The organism is Acinetobacter shaoyimingii (genome assembly GCF_011578045.1).
GTDB lineage: Bacteria > Pseudomonadota > Gammaproteobacteria > Pseudomonadales > Moraxellaceae > Acinetobacter > Acinetobacter shaoyimingii.
Map to the genome: position 1 here is coordinate 131,792 of NZ_CP049801.1, position 16,884 is coordinate 148,675.

Consider the following 16,884-nt stretch of genomic DNA (forward strand, 5'->3'; position numbering starts at 1 on the left):
ATGGATATTTTTTTAAAATTTTCTCAAGAAAATAAAGTGTTTTTCTCTGAAAAAAATTTCAATGGTGAAGGTTTTATCGAAGAATTTGGCGTAGTAAGAGGAAAGCTAGATGGACGATTCTATTTGGGTGCTTATAGTCTTATTGAGCATGGGGTGATTTGTAAGAATACCTTTGTAGGGCGCTTCAGTATTATTGAGCGTAATTGTTACATAGGTCGAAAAATAGACAGATCTGCATTTAGTAATCATAATTTTGTTTATGGGGAATCAATAACCTCTAATTTTACTGATTCCTACTATTCAAAAATTAAATCAAAAAGATTTTATTATGAAAAAGATCAGATTTGTTTTATTGGTAATGATGTTAGGGTTGGTCAAAACTCAGTAATTAATGAAGGTGTTGAAATAGGTGATGGTGCTTTAATTTATCCGAATAGTTATGTTTTAGATAATATTCCTCCTTATGCAATTGTTTCAGGAAGCCCTGCTAAAGTTATTGGCTATAGATTTGATGAAGATTTGATTGCAAAGCACTTAGCCAGTAAGTGGTGGAAATATGATATAAGTCAATTTTTTGATGATAGAACTGATTTAGTTAATGATTTTAAATTTATAAAAGATTTAGATTTTAAAAAAATTACTAAACTTAATCTAAAAAAATATTATTTAAATACTCATAAGAGTATTTATAAAATAAATGTATATGAGACTGCTGTAATAGGGCCATCTCATATTCAGATATGGCAAAAAAAATGGTTCGATGGGAAAATAGCAGATCCTAGTTTTTATTTACTGCCTATCCCTGCAATGGCTTTAACTAGCGATCAATCTAAAAGAATGATTGAATGGTGGTTGGAAAACTTTAAAAAAATTATTTTATTTGTTCCTGATTTTAGGATAGGTAATACTACCATTGATAATGAAAGAAAGGATTCGAGATTCATTAATCATAAATTTGTTGGTCATGATAATGATCTAAAATGTTATAGTGAAGGTGTTAAAAGATTAAATTTTTACTCTCAAAAGAAAGGAATTTATTTCTTATTCTGGTGTTTATATGGGCGAGAAAGTCTTAACAGGGTTCGAGGAAAATTTATTAATAATAATGGCTCTTATAATCATCCTATCTGGAATTATTATTATCTAATTAATAAATTTAAAGATAATTCTATAGATGTTTCTACCTATTTTGAAGATATTGAAAGCCATATAGTTGATGATAGTATACACCCTAATGATAAATGTTATGCAATTTTAGATAGGATTATGATTAGTTATTTGGACACAATTAATCAATGAGTTTAGAAAAAATTGCCAATATTCATAAGTTTTTTACTGAATTTTATTTTTCTAAAAAAATACTAGGTTGGGGGCGTAAACCAAGCTACTACAAAGCAGAGGCTTATGCTCAAAAGCATGGGCTTCAGTGCTTGTGTTCAGAAGATGGTTTTATTCGCTCACTCGGTTTAGGTAAAGAAGGTTATCAGCCCTTATCTATAGTTGTGGATCAAACAGGGATTTATTTTGACAGTACTGTGACTTCAGATTTAGAAAAACTTATTTTACAAGAGGAACATATTGAATTAAACCAACGTGCAAAAAAAGCAATTCAGTTTATATTGGCACATCAAATTACCAAATATAATCAAAGCTTCAACGATCTAAATCCTGCTGTAATAACAGCACTTAAAAACACTGAAAATATTTTACTAATTGACCAAACCTTTGGTGATGAATCAATCAAATTTGCAGGGGCAAATGCAGGCACGTTTAAGCAAATGCTTAAACAAGCCCACCAAAATCATCCCAATGCAACTATTTGGATTAAAACCCATCCAGATGTATTAGCAGGAAAATCACAAGGACACTTTGCAACTGAAGACTTTAGATTGCCCTATGTAAAAGCTATAACTGACCATGTCAATCCATTTGCTTTATTTAGCTCTTTTTCTGAAGTTTATGTGGTCAGTTCACAAATGGGTTTTGAAGCACTATTGGCTGGGAAAAGAGTCCATTGCTTCGGCATACCTTGGTATGCAGGTTGGGGCATCACAAATGATCGATATGCTCCAATACAAATACTTCAAAACAGACGTGGAATCAATCGATCATTAGAACACTTGTTTGCATGTGCTTATTTAAAATATGCACGCTATGTCTCGCCAATAACTCAAGAAAGCTGTGAATTAGAAGACATTTTAAAAATGTTAATTCCAAATATTGAGTTCCAAAAAAAGCTCCCAGGTTCGGTCATTGCTTATGGATTTAGTCCATGGAAAAAACAATTTATTTGCGATTTCTTAAATTTTCCTAAAACCACAATCCAATTCAAAAAATTCTTTAAACCTGCAAAAAAAGAGCATGTTTTGGCTTGGGGGCAAAAAGCAAAATTATTAAAAGATCTAGGTTATAAAAATGTCATCACGGTAGAGGATGGATTTATCCGTTCTATAGGATTGGGTGCGAATTTGATTCGACCATGTTCACTGGTATTTGATGATATTGGAATTTACTACGACGCAACGAGCCCTTCACGTATTGAACAATTGTTTAATAATATTCAAAGCTTGGATACTGAGCAGCAGCTTAGAGTAGATCGGTTACTTAAGAATCTGCGACGCTTAGAAATATCAAAATATAATGTGGGTGTGAATCAAGATATAGAAAGACCGAGTAAAGATAAAAAAATTATTCTAGTTGTTGGGCAAGTTGAAGATGATATGTCCATTCAGTTGGGTGGTGTAGATATAAAAACAAATCTAAAGTTACTACAACAAGTCAGGTTAGATCATCCCCAAGCATATGTAATCTATAAACCACATCCAGATGTGGAAGCAGGATTACGTCTAGGCAAAATCTCAACAGAAACAACTTACTTATATGCTGATCAAATAGAGAAAAGTATATCAATTCAACGATTATTTGATGTTGTGGATGAATTGCATACTATATCGTCACTCAGTGGTTTTGAGGCATTGATTAGAGGTGTGAAGGTGTATTGTTATGGTTTACCATTCTATGCGGGGTGGGGATTAACAACAGATAGACATAAATGTATACGTCGTAATAACACATTGGATTTGCAGCGTTTAGTATATGTCACTTTAATCGAATATCCGACTTACAATTTAGCACATACAGCTAAAATGGATATTCCTTTGGTTAACCCTGAAGATGTAATTGATTATATTGAAGCGCATCGATTAACAACGATATATCAATCAAATACTTTAAAAAATCTATTCGCAAAATTATTGCGAAGAGTAAGCTTTTGGAAAAAGTAATATGTCTATTCATATAGACCAATTGTTGTTATCAAAAAAAGTACTCCTGTTACAGGGGCCAATGGGGTACTTTTTTAGGAAGTTTGCATTGTGGTTACAAGGGTATGGAGTAGAAACCTATAAAATTAATTTTAATGGTGGGGATCGATTCTATTTTGGCAATCAACAAAATGTTTTTGATTTTAAAGAGCCATTTGAAAACTTTAAAAGTTGGATAAGTCAATTTGTGAATCAGCATGAAATTGAAGCAATTGTATGTTTTGGAGATTGCCGCCCTTTACATCGAGTTGCTAAAGAGGTTTCAACGCTCTTTAATATTGATTTTTTTGCATTTGAAGAGGGTTATATACGCCCAAATTATATTACTTTTGAGCAAGGTGGAGTAAATTTCTTCTCCAATTTCGTTGATACTTTATCAGATCAGCAAATGATTGAACCCGTAAATATTAAACCCATCGAGGAAACTCAGAATTCTTATTGGTTTATGGTTTGTTGTGCGATTTTTTATTACGCTGCGATTTGGTATTTTTCAAAATGTTTTCCACATTATCAACACCATCGGAATCTAACAACTTCACAAGAGTCCTGGAGTTGGATTCTATCGTTGCTCAGACGTGCGCGAAATTTTTGTATAGAGCCATTCAAATTTAAGCGTTTTATTCAGCAGTATTCTAAGCAATATTATATGTTTGCTTTACAAGTGCATAATGATTCACAGATTTTAATTCATAGTGAATTAAAAAGCATGGAAGAATATATTGAACATGTAATTAAAAGCTTTGCTAGATTTTCTGAACCTGAACATCATTTGGTGTTAAAGCACCATCCTATGGATCGGGGTTATCGTAATTATACAAGTTTAATTAACGACTTATCTATTCGATATGGTGTGGTTGGGCGTACGCATTATTTTTGTGATATTCATTTACCAACATTATTAAAACATAGTTTGGGAATGGTTGCTGTCAATAGCACTACGGTATTACAAGCTTTGTACCATCATATTCCGGTCAAGGTGATTGGTTATGCCATGTATAATTTACCACGCTTAACAAATCAGTATTCATTGGATGAGTTTTGGAAGAAGCCTGGTGTGGTGGATCAAAAATACTTTAAACATTACCGGGCTGCGTTAATTGAATATTCACAGCTCAATGGTTCTTACTATGGTCATTCACCGTGGATGCAACGTTCTTATTTAATAGAGGGTAATAAGAATACGCATCCCAAAGAATTGAATAATGTGATTAAAGAAAGAGTTTAATTTCTACTGATGATTTGCCCTGCATTGTGAAAAATGTTGGGCTTTTATTTGATGGATATATAAAAAAAGCCCCCATCTTTCGATGAAGGCTTTTTAGAATCTGGAGCGGGAAAGGAGACTCGAACTCCCGACCCCAACCTTGGCAAGGTTATGCTCTACCAACTGAGCTATTCCCGCGGAGTCTATATCGTTTTTTAAATGAAAAAACCATACTAAAAAATTTTGAGCGGGAAAGGAGACTCGAACTCCCGACCCCAACCTTGGCAAGGTTATGCTCTACCAACTGAGCTATTCCCGCATGCCGTGTATAATACATTAAGCAAAAAATGGGTCAATAACTTTATGAAAAATCTTGTATCAATTGCATAAAATAAAACCATTTTGGATTAAATAGCTTATTGAATAAGCATATTGAGTCTTTTCATCAGGTTGAATTTTCAAATTTATTTTCAAAACATAGTCAGTCATAAATCATTTTTGCAGAACAAGGTATACTCTTGACCCATAAAGATTGAAATTTTGGAGTATGTCTGTGAGCTTAGAACAAGAGTTGATTGAACGTTTACAGCAATTGAACCCAACTCACTTAGCTGTGGTCAATGAATCCGCAGGGCATGGTGGGTATTTCCCTGGCAAAGAATCTCATTTTAAAGTGAGTATTGTCAGTGAAGATTTTGCTGGTTTGCGTTTAGTGCAACGCCATCAAAAGGTTTATGCGGCGGCAGGTGATCTTTTAAGTGCAGGTAAGATTCATGCATTGGCGATTCATGCTTATATTCCAACGGAATGGACAGGTCAGGCACCAGAAAGCCCTGAATGTGCACATGCCCCTAAAACATAAGGACTCAAGTTATGGATGCTCATTTGCTGGTTAAAATTGTACATATGTCCAGTGCAAGTTTACTGATTCTTGCCATTGTGATTGGTGTATATGCTTTATTTGTGGGAACACAAGGGGATCAACCTAACCCTAAGACACGTAAGTTCTTTGTCGGATTACAACATTTTTCATATTTATTGATTATTTTGACAGGCATTACATTGCTGTTCATGAATCATTTTGAAGTAAAACCATGGTTCTATGCCAAAGTGGTGTTATTTCTTGTAGTGATATCTTCTTTATTAAAAGCTTTTAAGAAAGATACAAACATCTTGCTGACACAGCGCCGGGCAGGTATGGTGATTGGTATTGTTGCTTTAGCAGCGCTTTTGAGTCTGGTCATGATCAAGCCTGTATTTGGATAATTCACGGGTAATTGTTTTATCTAAAGCGTTGAATTGTATAATTGTTAGACAGAATGATTTCTCTTGTATGTGGTGTAGGTTAAACTGCATACAAGATATAAAAATAATTTTTGAGGGACTTATGCGTATACGTGTGGTGTTTAATCAAAAAGGTGGTGTGGGAAAATCCAGTATTACCGTGAATTTAGCAGCAATAAGTGCGCATCAAGGTTTAAGAACATTGGTGATTGACTTAGATCCTCAAGCGAACTCAAGCCAATATTTGTTGGGAGATGATGCCACTTATTCAGCGATGAAAACGGCATTAGAACCCAATATTGAAAACTTTTTCGATGATGTGCTGGGCAATGGGCAATCGAAAAGTTTAATTGGCAATGCCATCGACTCACTGCTTAAAACACGCAATAAGGGATTTGATGCTTATATTCATCAATCGCCATTTCCAAATTTAGATGTGATTCCAGCCAGTCCAAATTTGGGCAACTTAGAACATGCACTAGAAGCGAAACATAAAATTTATAAATTACGCGATGCGATCAAAAGTCTTTCTTCTAAATATGATCGTATTTATATTGATACACCGCCTGCATTTAATTTTTTTACATTGTCAGCACTGATTGCATCGGATCGTGTTCTGATTCCATTTGACTGTGATGTGTTCTCTAAACGTGCTTTACAGACATTGATTGAAAATGTGATTGAAACACAGGATGACCATAATGATGCCTTACAAATCGAAGGTATTGTGGTGAATCAGTTCCAAGCTCAGGCTAAATTGCCCAACCAAGTTGTGCAACAACTCAAAGATGAAGGTTTACCTGTATTTAACAGTATGTTACCGCCGTCGGTCATCATGAAAGAATCTCATCATAAAAATCAACCGTTAATTTATTTAGCTACAGATCATAAATTGACTCAAGCTTATCAATCGTTGTTCAATGAGATTGAAAATAAATAAGATGAGATGAATAAAATGAAAGCTATTCACATTAAAAAAGCTTCTTTGGGACTGCTCGTCACAACTGTGGCTTTACTTTCAGGTTGTGCGACAACGGTTAAACCCACTTATGTTTCTCCAACACAATATCAAGCGATGAACTGTGCTCAAATTAGTGCTGAGTTTGAACGCATTCAGCAATACATCAACAGCGGTGTGCAACCGCCTAAGAGTAAAGGTGTTGGCGTGGGGCTGGGTCTTGGCGGTGGTTGGGGCAGTCGTGGTGGCTGGGGTATCGGTCCTTCAATTTCAGTCAATATGGGGCAGTCTTCTGAAACCAAAAATAGCGAATTATCACGTTTATATGGTGAACAAGATGCATTAAGCCAAGCTGCGCAATTTAAAAATTGTGGTTATGTACCTAAACGTGTTGTAGAACAAAAGAAAAAATAAACATTTAATATTGTTTGGATCTAGCAGAGTGTCTATTTGACTGTGAATGGACTTCTGCTATTTTTTTAATCAAAATGTTTCAATATAATTTTTTATAAATCAAATAAATGAACATATCTAGCGTGATCTTTAAACGCGATATTCATATTTTGTTCATATTTATGACTTGTAAGGTTTTGATGTTTTCGTTTAAGGTGTCTTTCTCTTAAGATTCAGTTAGAAACGTCTATGGTCGAAAACTGGCTTTTTATTTTTGCAATATTTGCAGTTCTTCTTATCCCAGGTCCAACCAATGCTTTGTTGGCAAGTTCAGCACACCACCAAGGAATTTTTAAAACTTTTTCATTAATTCCAATTCAATTATTAGGCTATGTCTACGGCATTAGTATTTGGTCTTTGATCATGCATTTAACGATGCCTGTATGGCCAATGCTTACGTCAATTTTACATGCCATCAGTGCGTTATATGTGCTTTGGCTCGCATTTCATTTGTGGAAGACTGTACATTTAGAACAGCATAGTCGCAAAAATACAACCTTAAACCGTAGTCAGTTATTTATATCGACCTTAAAAAACCCGAAATCCTTATTGTTTGCAGCGGGTATTTTCCCTCAATGGACATGGGATTCTTTTCAAAATTATGGTTTTGTGATTGGCGTATTCTGTTTAATTTTGATCCCATGTGCTTTGGCTTGGATTTATTTTGGTCGCAAAGTGCTAACAGGGGATGTGAAAGGTATGACAGCCGACCGCTTATATAAGGGATCGGCCATGTTTCTTATGCTCAGTATGTTGCCTGTATTTGTCGGATTCTTCGATTTTTAAGCTCAATCTTTGTTAAAGAATTTATGTCGGATAAAACCAATCACACCAGGCAAAATACTTAAGATAATGATACCGAATACCAAATGGGTGAAGTTGTCTTTGACCAATGGATGACTACCAAATAAGTAACCGAGTAAGACAAATGAGCCGACCCAACTGATACCACCAATGGCATTATAAGTCAGGAAGTATTTGTAATTCATGCTTCCAGCACCCGCAACAAAAGGTGCAAAGGTACGTGCAAAAGGAATAAAGCGGGCAAAAATAATGGTTTTCCCACCATGTTTTTCAAAAAAGGCTTGCGTGTAATTGAGATGCTTTTTATTGATAAAACGTGAGTCAATTTCAAATACACGTGGACCGATGTATTTACCAATATGATAGTTCAGTGTGTCACCGAGTACTGCGGCAATAAAAAGCAAGAGCACCAGTAACCAAGGATTCAATTCACCTGTAGACGCTGCAAGTGCGCCCGCTGCAAAAAGTAAACTGTCTCCAGGTAAAAATGGCATCACCACTAAGCCAGTTTCCACAAAGATAATAAGAAATAGAATACCGTAGACCCATACACCATAATTTTTTATAAATTCAAAGAGATGTTCGTCTACATGCAAAATAAAATCGATTAAATACATAAAGTGAAAACTGAGCAAAAGTGTTCTCAAATCCTAGCAGTCTAGGCAAGGAATGTCAGTATGAAATCCAGATAAAAATAGCCATCATTGTTTTAAATTTGCAACGATAAGTCTGGTTTTTGGTGTTTAAGAAGTAATCGTATCTGCATAACATAGCCCTATCTTAAAAATACAGACAGAAAAGAAGGCGTTTATTATGTTTAATCCAAATGTTGTTGTTAAAAATATTGTGAATCAACCTGCTGTAAATGATTTTGTTGCTTTGGCAGGACGTTTACTGGTGGCTTATATTTTCATTGTGGCAGGTTGGGGTAAAGTGACTGCTTATACTGCGACAGCGGGCTATATGGAAAGTATGGGTGTGCCGGGTGCTTTATTGCCTTTGACCATTTTTGTTGAATTAGGCGGTGGTTTAGCTTTACTGTTTGGTTTGCAAGCTCGTTTGGCTGCATTTGGCTTGGCTATTTTTAGCTTAATCACAGCATTTATTTTTCATGATGGTGCAGAAGACAGTATCAACTTTATGAAAAATTTAGCCATGGTGGGTGGATTATTATTTTTAATGCTTCATGGCGCAGGTCGTATTAGTGTTGATCATCATTTAGAAAAATAAGTGAGTGAAAAGGTGGATTAATGTTGATACAGAGCATTGATCCGCCTTTTCTCTTTTAAAATTCAAATTATCTGAATAAAACTTTTTGATTCAATAGTTTAAAGTTTTGATTTTCACATTGTTCGAATCATGTGCGTAGCGTGTATAAAAATGCTAGAATAGCGCGCTTATATTCGTTGCCTGCATAGTTGTTTGCCATGACTACCAATACCCAAATTACTGAAGATCGTATCCTTATTCTGGATTTCGGTTCTCAATATAGTCAGCTTATTGCACGTCGTGTACGTGAAGCTGGTGTTTATTCAGAAATGTACGCATTTGATATGTCTGAAGAAGACATTCGTGCATTTAACCCAAACGGGATCATTCTTTCAGGTGGTCCAGAAAGTGTTCATGAAGAAGGTAGTCCACGTGCACCACAAGTTGTATTTGAACTTGGTGTACCTGTTCTTGGTATTTGCTATGGTTTACAAACCATGTCAGAACAACTTGGCGGTAAAGTAGAGCCAGGTACTGTTCACGAATTTGGTTATGCAGAAGTAAATATTCAAGTACGTGACAAATTAATTGGTGATCTTGAAGATAACAAAGACCAATTAAAAGTTTGGATGAGCCACGGCGATAAAGTTACTCAAATTCCTGAAGGCTTCCAAATTACAGCAAGCACACCAAGTTGCCCAGTGGCAATGGTGTCAGATGAAACTCGTCGTTTCTATGGTATCCAATTCCACCCAGAAGTAACACATACTGCAAAAGGTAAAGAGTTACTCGACAACTTTGTTCATGGAATTTGCGGTTGCCGTAATCTTTGGAACTCAGAAAACATCATTGATTTACGTGTTGAACAACTTCGCGCGCAAATTGGTGATCAAAAAGTTCTACTCGGTCTTTCAGGTGGTGTGGATTCATCTGTGGTTGCAGCATTGCTTCATAAAGCAATTGGCGATCAATTGACATGTGTGTTCGTAGACAATGGCTTACTTCGTTTGAACGAAGGCGAGCAAGTGATGGACATGTTTGCGAAAAACATGGGTATTCGCGTGATTCGTGCCGATGCTGAAGAGCGTTTCTTAACGGCACTTAAAGGCGAAGTTGATCCTGAGAAAAAACGTAAAATTATTGGTCGTGAGTTTATTGAAGTATTCGCTGAAGAAGCACGTAAGCTTGATGGCGTAAACTTCCTTGCTCAAGGGACAATTTACCCAGACGTGATCGAATCTGCTGCAAGTAAGCAAGGTAAAGCGCACGTGATTAAATCACACCACAACGTGGGTGGTTTACCAGAAGATTTAGCATTTGAATTGGTTGAGCCAATCCGTGATTTGTTTAAAGATGAAGTTCGCCGTTTAGGTACAACTTTAGGTCTTCCATTTGAAATGCTTTACCGTCATCCATTCCCAGGTCCAGGTTTGGGCGTGCGTATTTTGGGTGAAGTGAAAAAAGAATATGCAGATATTCTTCGTATTGCTGATGACATCTTTATGCAAGAGCTTCGTGCAAGTGGTTGGTATGACAAAACTGCTCAAGCGTTCGCTGTATTCCAACCTGTGAAATCTGTGGGTGTAGTCGGTGATGGTCGTCGTTATGCATGGGTGATTGCACTTCGTGCGGTTGAAACTGTTGACTTTATGACTGCTCGTTTTGCGCATCTTCCTTATGAACTTGTTGATAAGATTTCGACTCGTATCATGAATGAAATTGCTGAAGTTTCTCGTGTGGTGTATGACGTTTCTTCTAAACCACCAGCTACGATTGAATGGGAGTAATTCAGGGATTTCGGACAGCACTGCTGTCCGCCTGAATTACGCCAAGAGCTATGCTCGCGGCAGTGAGGGCTTTCAAGAAGTGAAACTTCTTGCCTAAATTACGCCAAGAGCTATGCTTGCGGCAGTGAGGGCTTTCAAGAAGTAACGCTTCTTGCCTGAATTACGCTGAAAGCTGTGCTTGAAGCAGTTAATAAAATTTTTTAAAAAAGAGCACTTAGGTGCTCTTTTTTTGTTTTACAATAAATAAATTTTTAAAAATTAATTGCTTACTATGCTTACTCATTATGATCTTATGTTGCCTTTGCTGAGAATGATGCAAAATGAAAATAAAATATATAGTTTAAGTGATGCATATAGTGAACTACTTAAAGTTTTAGATTGTTCAGAAGAAGAAAAAAATGCAACTATGGATGATGGACGAAATATAATTTTTTATCGTCTACAGTGGGCTAAAACCTATTTAAAAAAAGCTGGAATTATTGATTATCCTAGAAAGGCTCATTTTCAGTTATCGAAAGTCGGTGAGAGTTTAGATTTAAGCAACCTTAAAAGTCTTACACCAAAATATTTATCTCAGTTTGAATCCTTTAATGATTTTAGAAAGCTGAACCAAAAAACTGATAGAGAAATGAAACTGGCAGAGCAAAAAATAGCTGTAAATAATGAAGAATTAACACCGCCAGAAATTATATCTGATCAATCGAAATTGTTAAAAGACGATTTAAAAAGTGAATTACTTGATTTGATTAAGACTAAGTCTCCTCAGTTTTTTGAAAAATTGGTTGTCGATCTTCTTGTAACAATGGGCTACGGAGGTTCACATCAGGATGCTGCACAAGCAATTGGCAAAACGAATGATGGCGGAATTGATGGGGTGATAAGTGAAGATCGATTAGGATTAGATAAGATTTACATTCAGGCAAAACGTTGGGAAAATACAGTAGGTCGCCCTGAAATTCAACAATTTAAAGGGGCTCTAGCAGACCAAGTAGCTAAAAAAGGTGTGTTTATAACAACATCGGGTTTTAGTAAAGAAGCTATAGAATCGGCTAAAAAATCAGGGATTGTTCTAATTGATGGAGATAAGCTCACATCTCTAATGATCGAATTTGGTTTAGGTGTGCAAATTGAACGAAGTTTTCATATTTATAAAATAGACCAAGATCGATTTGATGAAGATAACTTTTAATTCACGTCGGATTATGATGCATCACCACCCGATTCCGCCCTTGTTGCTTCGCCACATATAAGGCCAAATCGGCACACTTAATTAAAGAACGCAGATTATGACAATGCGGTAAATAACGTGCAAAACCAATCGAACTGGTCACTTTAAGTTGAGTCAAATCATCGACATGAAATGGACTTTGACTAATGTCATAACAAATTCGATCTGCAATCATTTCCGCTTGTTTTAAATCCGTATTCGGCAACAAAATAATAAACTCTTCACCACCAAAACGTGCCAAAAGATCAGTTTGACGAATATTTTGTTTGGCGATTTCACCAATGAATTTCAAAACATCATCGCCCACATCATGTCCATAACCATCATTAATCTTTTTAAAATGATCAATGTCGAGCAGTAACAAAAACACAGGAAACTGCTGAACCTTACTTCGATTTAACAACTGTTCTGCCAAAACCTCAAAATAACGACGATTGTGCAAAGAGGTCAAAACATCAGTATGCGCCATTTGATCCAACGCTTGACGGTTGCTTTCATCCAACATGGCATTAAGGAAAAACTGACGATTTTTATAAGTCGAATTCCAGCTAATGTATAAACTGAACATCGCAATTGGAAAATAAGCAAAACTAAAAATAAAGAGATCGTTATGGTTATGCCCAGAAACAATATAAACGCCTGTACAGGTCACAAAGGCAATAATCATTGAAGGCAAGATAGACGGTAAAAATCGAACTTGAACCCCTAAATTTGCAAGCACAATAAAAATGACAGATGCGTATTGGAACGTGAGCGCATTGGGATTATGAGATTGTGATAACAGCGCAAACCAAATGACTGTTGCGACAATGGTACAATAAGGTAAATACAAATCGAGCCATTCAATTCGTTTGCAATACTTAAAAACCAAGTAAAGCACAAAAGCAAAAAAAACCACGGAAATAAAACGAATCTTTAAAGACAAGAGTCCAATGTCAGGTAAAACAAAATAATCAGCAACACCAAAAAACAGATAAGCAACAAGTGCGATTGCATTGATATGAATCAAAAATTTGTAATGTTTATGTTTTTGATACTCCAGATATTTAGTCCATAGTTTTTTTGGAATCAGGCATAGAAATGTTTTCAATGAACGATGGATGACTTCACGATCACGATCGATAGAATCATGCAATTCAGTACGTGAAATAGGAATAAATTGTTCTGGGAAAGACTCGTGTTTCATTCTTATAAATATTGATTTTTGGATGTTATCGTTAAATATTAAACATAAATATTCTTAGAGTGTTGTAATATTTAAATTTAATAAATGATATGAGTCACATAAGTAAAAAATAATTTGATATATTTAACTAAAACATGCGGATCAAATCGTAAGAAAGTATTTTAAACAAAATCAATATTGTCCTACGCATAGAATTCAGCATATTAATATAAGACTAGGATGTAAAACGTATAGCCACTAAGATAAATCGTATGTGTTATTGATCAAGCCATTGAAGGTCAAAAATAAGACCTCTAGCCCAATAAAATGAAAGGATATTTACATGACCAATACCAATTACACCGAAATATCACATTCGGATGACTGCGAGAAATACGTCAATCAATTTGTTCAAGATTTTCCCATTCGATCGGCAGAAATTGGTCGAGGTACGGTCATTAAACGTGCTTTACCCAGCCGTCAAAAACGCTTAATTGGTGCATGGTGTTTCCTTGATCATGCAGGGCCAGTGGTGTTTCCTCAAGGTGACGGTTTAGATGTTGGTCCACATCCACACATTGGTCTGCAAACCTTTACATGGATGATCGAAGGTACCATGATGCACAATGACAGCTTGGGTTCGAAGCAACTGATTCGCCCTAGACAAGTCAACTTGATGACGGCAGGTCGTGGCATCTCACATACTGAAGTTGCACCAGATACTGAAACCCATATGCATGCAGCACAGCTTTGGATTGCATTACCTGATGATAAACTCAATATCGCCCCACGTTTTGATCATTATCCAGAGCTTCCAGTCGTTGGAAAAGATGGCATTGAATATACCGTGCTGGTCGGCGAGTTTTTAGGAAAAACATCGCCTGTTGAAGTCTACACACCATTGCTTGGCGTTGACTTAACTGCAAAAGAAAATGTGACGACACGTATAGCGTTAAATCCAAAATTTGAATATGGATTTATGGCGCTAGAAGGAACGGCTGTCATCAACGGTCATGAATTGAATCAAGATAATCTGGTGGTGCTTGAACCTGGTCTTGAACATATTGAAATTGAAATTCATCAAAATAGTCGTGTTTTACTCTTGGGGGGTGAGCCTTTTGAAAGCCCGATTCTATTGTGGTGGAATTTTGTAGGTCGTACACATGAAGAGTTAAGTATTGCCCGTGAGCAATGGGTCAATGGCGATGAACGTTTTGGCTCTATTCCAGAATATGAAGGTCCTCGCTTAGAAGCACCTGCATTACCAGACAGTATGCGAGCATCAAAATAAGTCATATACAAATCAGTATTGATAAAGACAAAATGATAAACACAGATATAAATAAGGAATAAAAATATGGCCATTATTGCAAAAGCAAGTGTGCAAACACGTCCAGAACATTGGTTGGGTGAAGTGACGAGTGGTAAACATCAACTGCTAACAGATAAACCAGAATCCTTTGGTGGGCAAGATCTTGGTCTAGCACCTTATGATTTTATTTGTTCAGGACTGATTTCCTGCACCATGATTACTTTGCGTATGTATGCACAACATAAAGGCATTGAGTTGGGAGAATTTCGCGTTGAAGCTGATTTCAATGCCAATAAAGAAGGTAAAGAATGGATTGATCGTCGAGTGTCTTTTAGCAATACATTATCTGATGAGCTACAAAAAAAAGTTCTTGATATCTGTAGTAAAACCCCTGTGACCAAAACCCTGTTAAGAAGTTTAGAGATTCAGACGACATTGGTTTAATTTATTGCTTATGGGTTTAATTCAAAGCCTGCTAAAGCAATCACTGAAAATCGATTTAAATTTTTTAAATAACACTTTAAGTCATTTAAGGTGTTATTTTTTTTTGATGATAGGTTATATTTTACTCACAATAATTCAGGTCGAATCATAATGATTACATTGCACCATTTAGAAAATTCACGTTCACTTCGCATCATTTGGGCACTGGAAGAATTAGGTGCCAATTATGAAATTAAACATTATAAGCGTCTGCCGACGATGGCAGCGCCACCTGAACTGAAACACATTCATCCTTTGGGAAAATCACCTGTGCTCACAGATGATGACCAAACGATTGCTGAATCAGCCGTCATTTTAGATTATTTACAAACCAAGCTAGATTCTTCCAATCTGTTCAAACCGACAGATCCAGATCATTTATGGCAGTATCAATATTGGATGCATTATGCTGAAGGGTCACTTATGCCATATTTGGTGATGACGTTGGTGATGAACACTGTACCCAGTCATGTGCCATTTTTGATTCGACCAATTGCCAATAAAATCGTGGGTGGGGTAAAGGGAGCATTTATCAAACCACGTTTAACTGAACATATTGCTTATTTGGAACAGCATTTAGCAAAAAATGAATTCTTTGCGGGTGAGTTTTCATTTGCAGATATTCAAATGAGTTTTCCCATTTTTGCCTTACAAGAGCGTCTACAAGCCAAGCATCCATTGATCGATGCCTATGCAGAACGATTAAGACAACGACCTGCTTATATACGTGCAAAAGCGCTCAGCCATGATTCTCAACTGGGTTAAGATGGGCTTAAATTATGCTGAGTAGAAAACATTTTCCAAGTACAGAATTGGGGCAACTGGTATTTTTGCCCGGTGCTTCAGGTGATCTCAGCTTTTGGCAACCTGTTTTGCAACAGTTGGTTTTGAGTTTAAATTTAAAACAAGATCAGGCTCAAATCGTGCCATATCCGGAATTTGGTGGTCATCCTGCGCATCCAAATGTACATCGTTTTGAAGATTTACAGCAGCTTGTTTTAGATCAGATTGAGCAACCGAGTATTCTCATCGCACAGTCAATGGGTGGGATTTTTGCTGTGCAAGCTGCTTTACACAAACCTCAACATGTTCAAGCTTTGGTACTGGTTGCGACATCTGGCGGTATTGATTTAACGCCTTATCAGGTGAAGGATTGGCGTGAGGAGTATCAACAGAATTTTACTGTTCCAGATTGGTTTGTAAAACATCACTCTGCTTTAGATGATCAACTTGATCAGATTCAATGCCCAGTTTTGCTGATTTGGGGAGATGCTGATCCCATTAGTCCTGTTGACGTTGGGCAATATTTACAGCAAAAAATCATGGATGCTGAGTTAAAGCTCATTGCTGGTGGACAGCATGATCTGGCTTATAAGCATGCAACACAAGTTGCGACATGGATACATGATTTTATTCAACAGCGTTTATAAAACTGAGTTTATAAAACCGATATTTAGCCATTCATTTTTGATATTCAAACGTCGTTCTCATTATAAAAATGATCATATACAACAGATGCTTAAATCGTGTTCTAAGACCCATTTTAATTATTTTGATAAATGTTCAATACACCTCACCCAGTCAAAAACATGAAAAACAAATATAAAAAGAAAAATAAAAGCTCAAAAAATCTTGAAGATCACATGCAATGCAGCAAGCAGATTAGAGTGCTGA

At 36.2% G+C, this 16,884-nt stretch carries 17 protein-coding genes and 2 tRNA genes; 15 read left to right on the forward strand and 4 right to left on the reverse strand.

The features are described from left to right. Genes G8E00_RS00605 through G8E00_RS00615 form a run of 3 tightly spaced genes read left to right on the forward strand, consistent with a single transcriptional unit; the run spans position 1 to position 4,548 of the window. Positions 1 to 1,299: an LbetaH domain-containing protein gene (locus tag G8E00_RS00605; protein WP_166221306.1), complete on the forward strand. Its 1,299-nt coding sequence runs from the start codon at positions 1 to 3 to the stop codon at positions 1,297 to 1,299. Further along, positions 1,296 to 3,284, forward strand: coding sequence for a capsular polysaccharide biosynthesis protein (locus G8E00_RS00610; protein ID WP_166221308.1), 1,989 nt, complete (start codon positions 1,296 to 1,298; stop codon positions 3,282 to 3,284). The genes G8E00_RS00605 and G8E00_RS00610 overlap by 4 nt, the downstream gene beginning before the upstream one ends. A 1-nt stretch (position 3,285) precedes the next feature. Next, on the forward strand, positions 3,286 to 4,548 hold the full coding sequence (locus tag G8E00_RS00615) for a capsular biosynthesis protein (protein ID WP_166221310.1): 1,263 nt from the start codon (positions 3,286 to 3,288) through the stop codon (positions 4,546 to 4,548). A 101-nt stretch (positions 4,549 to 4,649) separates the two neighbouring features. On the opposite strand, the gene G8E00_RS00620 is transcribed toward G8E00_RS00615, so the two are convergent. Both G8E00_RS00620 and G8E00_RS00625 read right to left on the reverse strand, forming a co-directional pair. Beyond that, a tRNA-Gly gene (locus G8E00_RS00620) sits at positions 4,650 to 4,725 on the reverse strand. Between the two features lie 48 nt (positions 4,726 to 4,773). Next, positions 4,774 to 4,846: transfer RNA gene (locus tag G8E00_RS00625), tRNA-Gly, on the reverse strand. Between the two features lie 234 nt (positions 4,847 to 5,080). Between G8E00_RS00625 and G8E00_RS00630 the strand changes: the two genes are divergently transcribed. The 5 genes from G8E00_RS00630 (at position 5,081) to G8E00_RS00650 (ending at position 8,008) form a co-directional block, all read left to right on the forward strand. After that, on the forward strand, positions 5,081 to 5,389 hold the full coding sequence (locus G8E00_RS00630) for a BolA family protein (protein WP_166221312.1): 309 nt from the start codon (positions 5,081 to 5,083) through the stop codon (positions 5,387 to 5,389). 11 nt (positions 5,390 to 5,400) lie between these two features. Continuing rightward, entirely contained in the window at positions 5,401 to 5,793 is a 393-nt protein-coding gene (locus G8E00_RS00635) for a SirB2 family protein (protein ID WP_166221314.1), read from the forward strand. Between the two features lie 121 nt (positions 5,794 to 5,914). Beyond that, the gene (locus G8E00_RS00640; RefSeq protein ID WP_166008883.1) at positions 5,915 to 6,751 is read left to right on the forward strand and encodes a ParA family protein; all 837 of its coding nucleotides are present in this window, start codon (positions 5,915 to 5,917) and stop codon (positions 6,749 to 6,751) included. A gap of 30 nt (positions 6,752 to 6,781) precedes the next feature. Next, positions 6,782 to 7,183 (forward strand): hypothetical protein, encoded by a 402-nt coding sequence (locus G8E00_RS00645; RefSeq protein WP_406741381.1) that lies wholly within the window; start codon positions 6,782 to 6,784, stop codon positions 7,181 to 7,183. Positions 7,184 to 7,411: 228 nt separating this feature from the next. Further along, a complete protein-coding gene (locus G8E00_RS00650; protein WP_166008879.1) occupies positions 7,412 to 8,008 on the forward strand; it encodes a LysE family translocator in 597 nt (198 codons plus the stop codon). Positions 8,009 to 8,010: 2 nt separating this feature from the next. On the opposite strand, the gene G8E00_RS00655 is transcribed toward G8E00_RS00650, so the two are convergent. After that, complete coding sequence (locus G8E00_RS00655; RefSeq protein WP_166221316.1) at positions 8,011 to 8,643, reverse strand: DedA family protein; 633 nt, start codon at positions 8,641 to 8,643, stop codon at positions 8,011 to 8,013. A gap of 196 nt (positions 8,644 to 8,839) precedes the next feature. Between G8E00_RS00655 and G8E00_RS00660 the strand changes: the two genes are divergently transcribed. From G8E00_RS00660 to G8E00_RS00670, 3 genes are all read left to right on the forward strand, one after another. Further along, positions 8,840 to 9,256: a DoxX family protein gene (locus tag G8E00_RS00660; RefSeq protein ID WP_166221318.1), complete on the forward strand. Its 417-nt coding sequence runs from the start codon at positions 8,840 to 8,842 to the stop codon at positions 9,254 to 9,256. Between the two features lie 197 nt (positions 9,257 to 9,453). Then, positions 9,454 to 11,022, forward strand: a complete 1,569-nt coding sequence (guaA, locus tag G8E00_RS00665) for a glutamine-hydrolyzing GMP synthase (RefSeq protein ID WP_166008875.1) — start codon at positions 9,454 to 9,456, stop codon at positions 11,020 to 11,022. A gap of 271 nt (positions 11,023 to 11,293) precedes the next feature. After that, positions 11,294 to 12,211, forward strand: a complete 918-nt coding sequence (locus G8E00_RS00670) for a restriction endonuclease (RefSeq protein WP_166008873.1) — start codon at positions 11,294 to 11,296, stop codon at positions 12,209 to 12,211. A gap of 1 nt (position 12,212) precedes the next feature. Here G8E00_RS00670 and G8E00_RS00675 read toward each other — a convergent pair whose 3' ends face one another. Next, on the reverse strand, positions 12,213 to 13,436 hold the full coding sequence (locus tag G8E00_RS00675) for a GGDEF domain-containing protein (protein WP_166008871.1): 1,224 nt from the start codon (positions 13,434 to 13,436) through the stop codon (positions 12,213 to 12,215). Between the two features lie 322 nt (positions 13,437 to 13,758). On the opposite strand from G8E00_RS00675, the gene G8E00_RS00680 reads away from it, so the two are divergent. The 4 genes from G8E00_RS00680 (at position 13,759) to G8E00_RS00695 (ending at position 16,640) form a co-directional block, all read left to right on the forward strand. Continuing rightward, positions 13,759 to 14,706, forward strand: a complete 948-nt coding sequence (locus G8E00_RS00680; protein WP_166221320.1) for a pirin family protein — start codon at positions 13,759 to 13,761, stop codon at positions 14,704 to 14,706. Between the two features lie 66 nt (positions 14,707 to 14,772). Then, positions 14,773 to 15,171, forward strand: coding sequence for an OsmC family protein (locus tag G8E00_RS00685; RefSeq protein WP_166008868.1), 399 nt, complete (start codon positions 14,773 to 14,775; stop codon positions 15,169 to 15,171). Positions 15,172 to 15,321: 150 nt separating this feature from the next. Continuing rightward, entirely contained in the window at positions 15,322 to 15,975 is a 654-nt protein-coding gene (locus tag G8E00_RS00690) for a glutathione S-transferase family protein (protein WP_166008867.1), read from the forward strand. Between the two features lie 14 nt (positions 15,976 to 15,989). Then, positions 15,990 to 16,640, forward strand: coding sequence for an alpha/beta fold hydrolase (locus G8E00_RS00695; RefSeq protein WP_166221322.1), 651 nt, complete (start codon positions 15,990 to 15,992; stop codon positions 16,638 to 16,640). Positions 16,641 to 16,884 lie beyond the last annotated feature (244 nt).

What these genes read in the sequence shown, in the direction of transcription:
- G8E00_RS00605 (WP_166221306.1), top strand. Translation starts at nt 1, where the DNA reads ATGGATATTTTTTTAAAATTTTCTCAAGAAAATAAAGTGTTTTTCTCT.
- G8E00_RS00610 (WP_166221308.1), top strand. Translation starts at nt 1,296, where the DNA reads ATGAGTTTAGAAAAAATTGCCAATATTCATAAGTTTTTTACTGAATTT.
- G8E00_RS00615 (WP_166221310.1), top strand. Translation starts at nt 3,286, where the DNA reads ATGTCTATTCATATAGACCAATTGTTGTTATCAAAAAAAGTACTCCTG.
- G8E00_RS00635 (WP_166221314.1), top strand. Translation starts at nt 5,401, where the DNA reads ATGGATGCTCATTTGCTGGTTAAAATTGTACATATGTCCAGTGCAAGT.
- G8E00_RS00640 (WP_166008883.1), top strand. Translation starts at nt 5,915, where the DNA reads ATGCGTATACGTGTGGTGTTTAATCAAAAAGGTGGTGTGGGAAAATCC.
- G8E00_RS00650 (WP_166008879.1), top strand. Translation starts at nt 7,412, where the DNA reads ATGGTCGAAAACTGGCTTTTTATTTTTGCAATATTTGCAGTTCTTCTT.
- G8E00_RS00655 (WP_166221316.1), bottom strand. Translation starts at nt 8,643, where the DNA reads ATGTATTTAATCGATTTTATTTTGCATGTAGACGAACATCTCTTTGAA.
- G8E00_RS00660 (WP_166221318.1), top strand. Translation starts at nt 8,840, where the DNA reads ATGTTTAATCCAAATGTTGTTGTTAAAAATATTGTGAATCAACCTGCT.
- guaA (WP_166008875.1), top strand. Translation starts at nt 9,454, where the DNA reads ATGACTACCAATACCCAAATTACTGAAGATCGTATCCTTATTCTGGAT.
- G8E00_RS00670 (WP_166008873.1), top strand. Translation starts at nt 11,294, where the DNA reads ATGCTTACTCATTATGATCTTATGTTGCCTTTGCTGAGAATGATGCAA.
- G8E00_RS00675 (WP_166008871.1), bottom strand. Translation starts at nt 13,436, where the DNA reads ATGAAACACGAGTCTTTCCCAGAACAATTTATTCCTATTTCACGTACT.
- G8E00_RS00680 (WP_166221320.1), top strand. Translation starts at nt 13,759, where the DNA reads ATGACCAATACCAATTACACCGAAATATCACATTCGGATGACTGCGAG.
- G8E00_RS00685 (WP_166008868.1), top strand. Translation starts at nt 14,773, where the DNA reads ATGGCCATTATTGCAAAAGCAAGTGTGCAAACACGTCCAGAACATTGG.
- G8E00_RS00690 (WP_166008867.1), top strand. Translation starts at nt 15,322, where the DNA reads ATGATTACATTGCACCATTTAGAAAATTCACGTTCACTTCGCATCATT.
- G8E00_RS00695 (WP_166221322.1), top strand. Translation starts at nt 15,990, where the DNA reads ATGCTGAGTAGAAAACATTTTCCAAGTACAGAATTGGGGCAACTGGTA.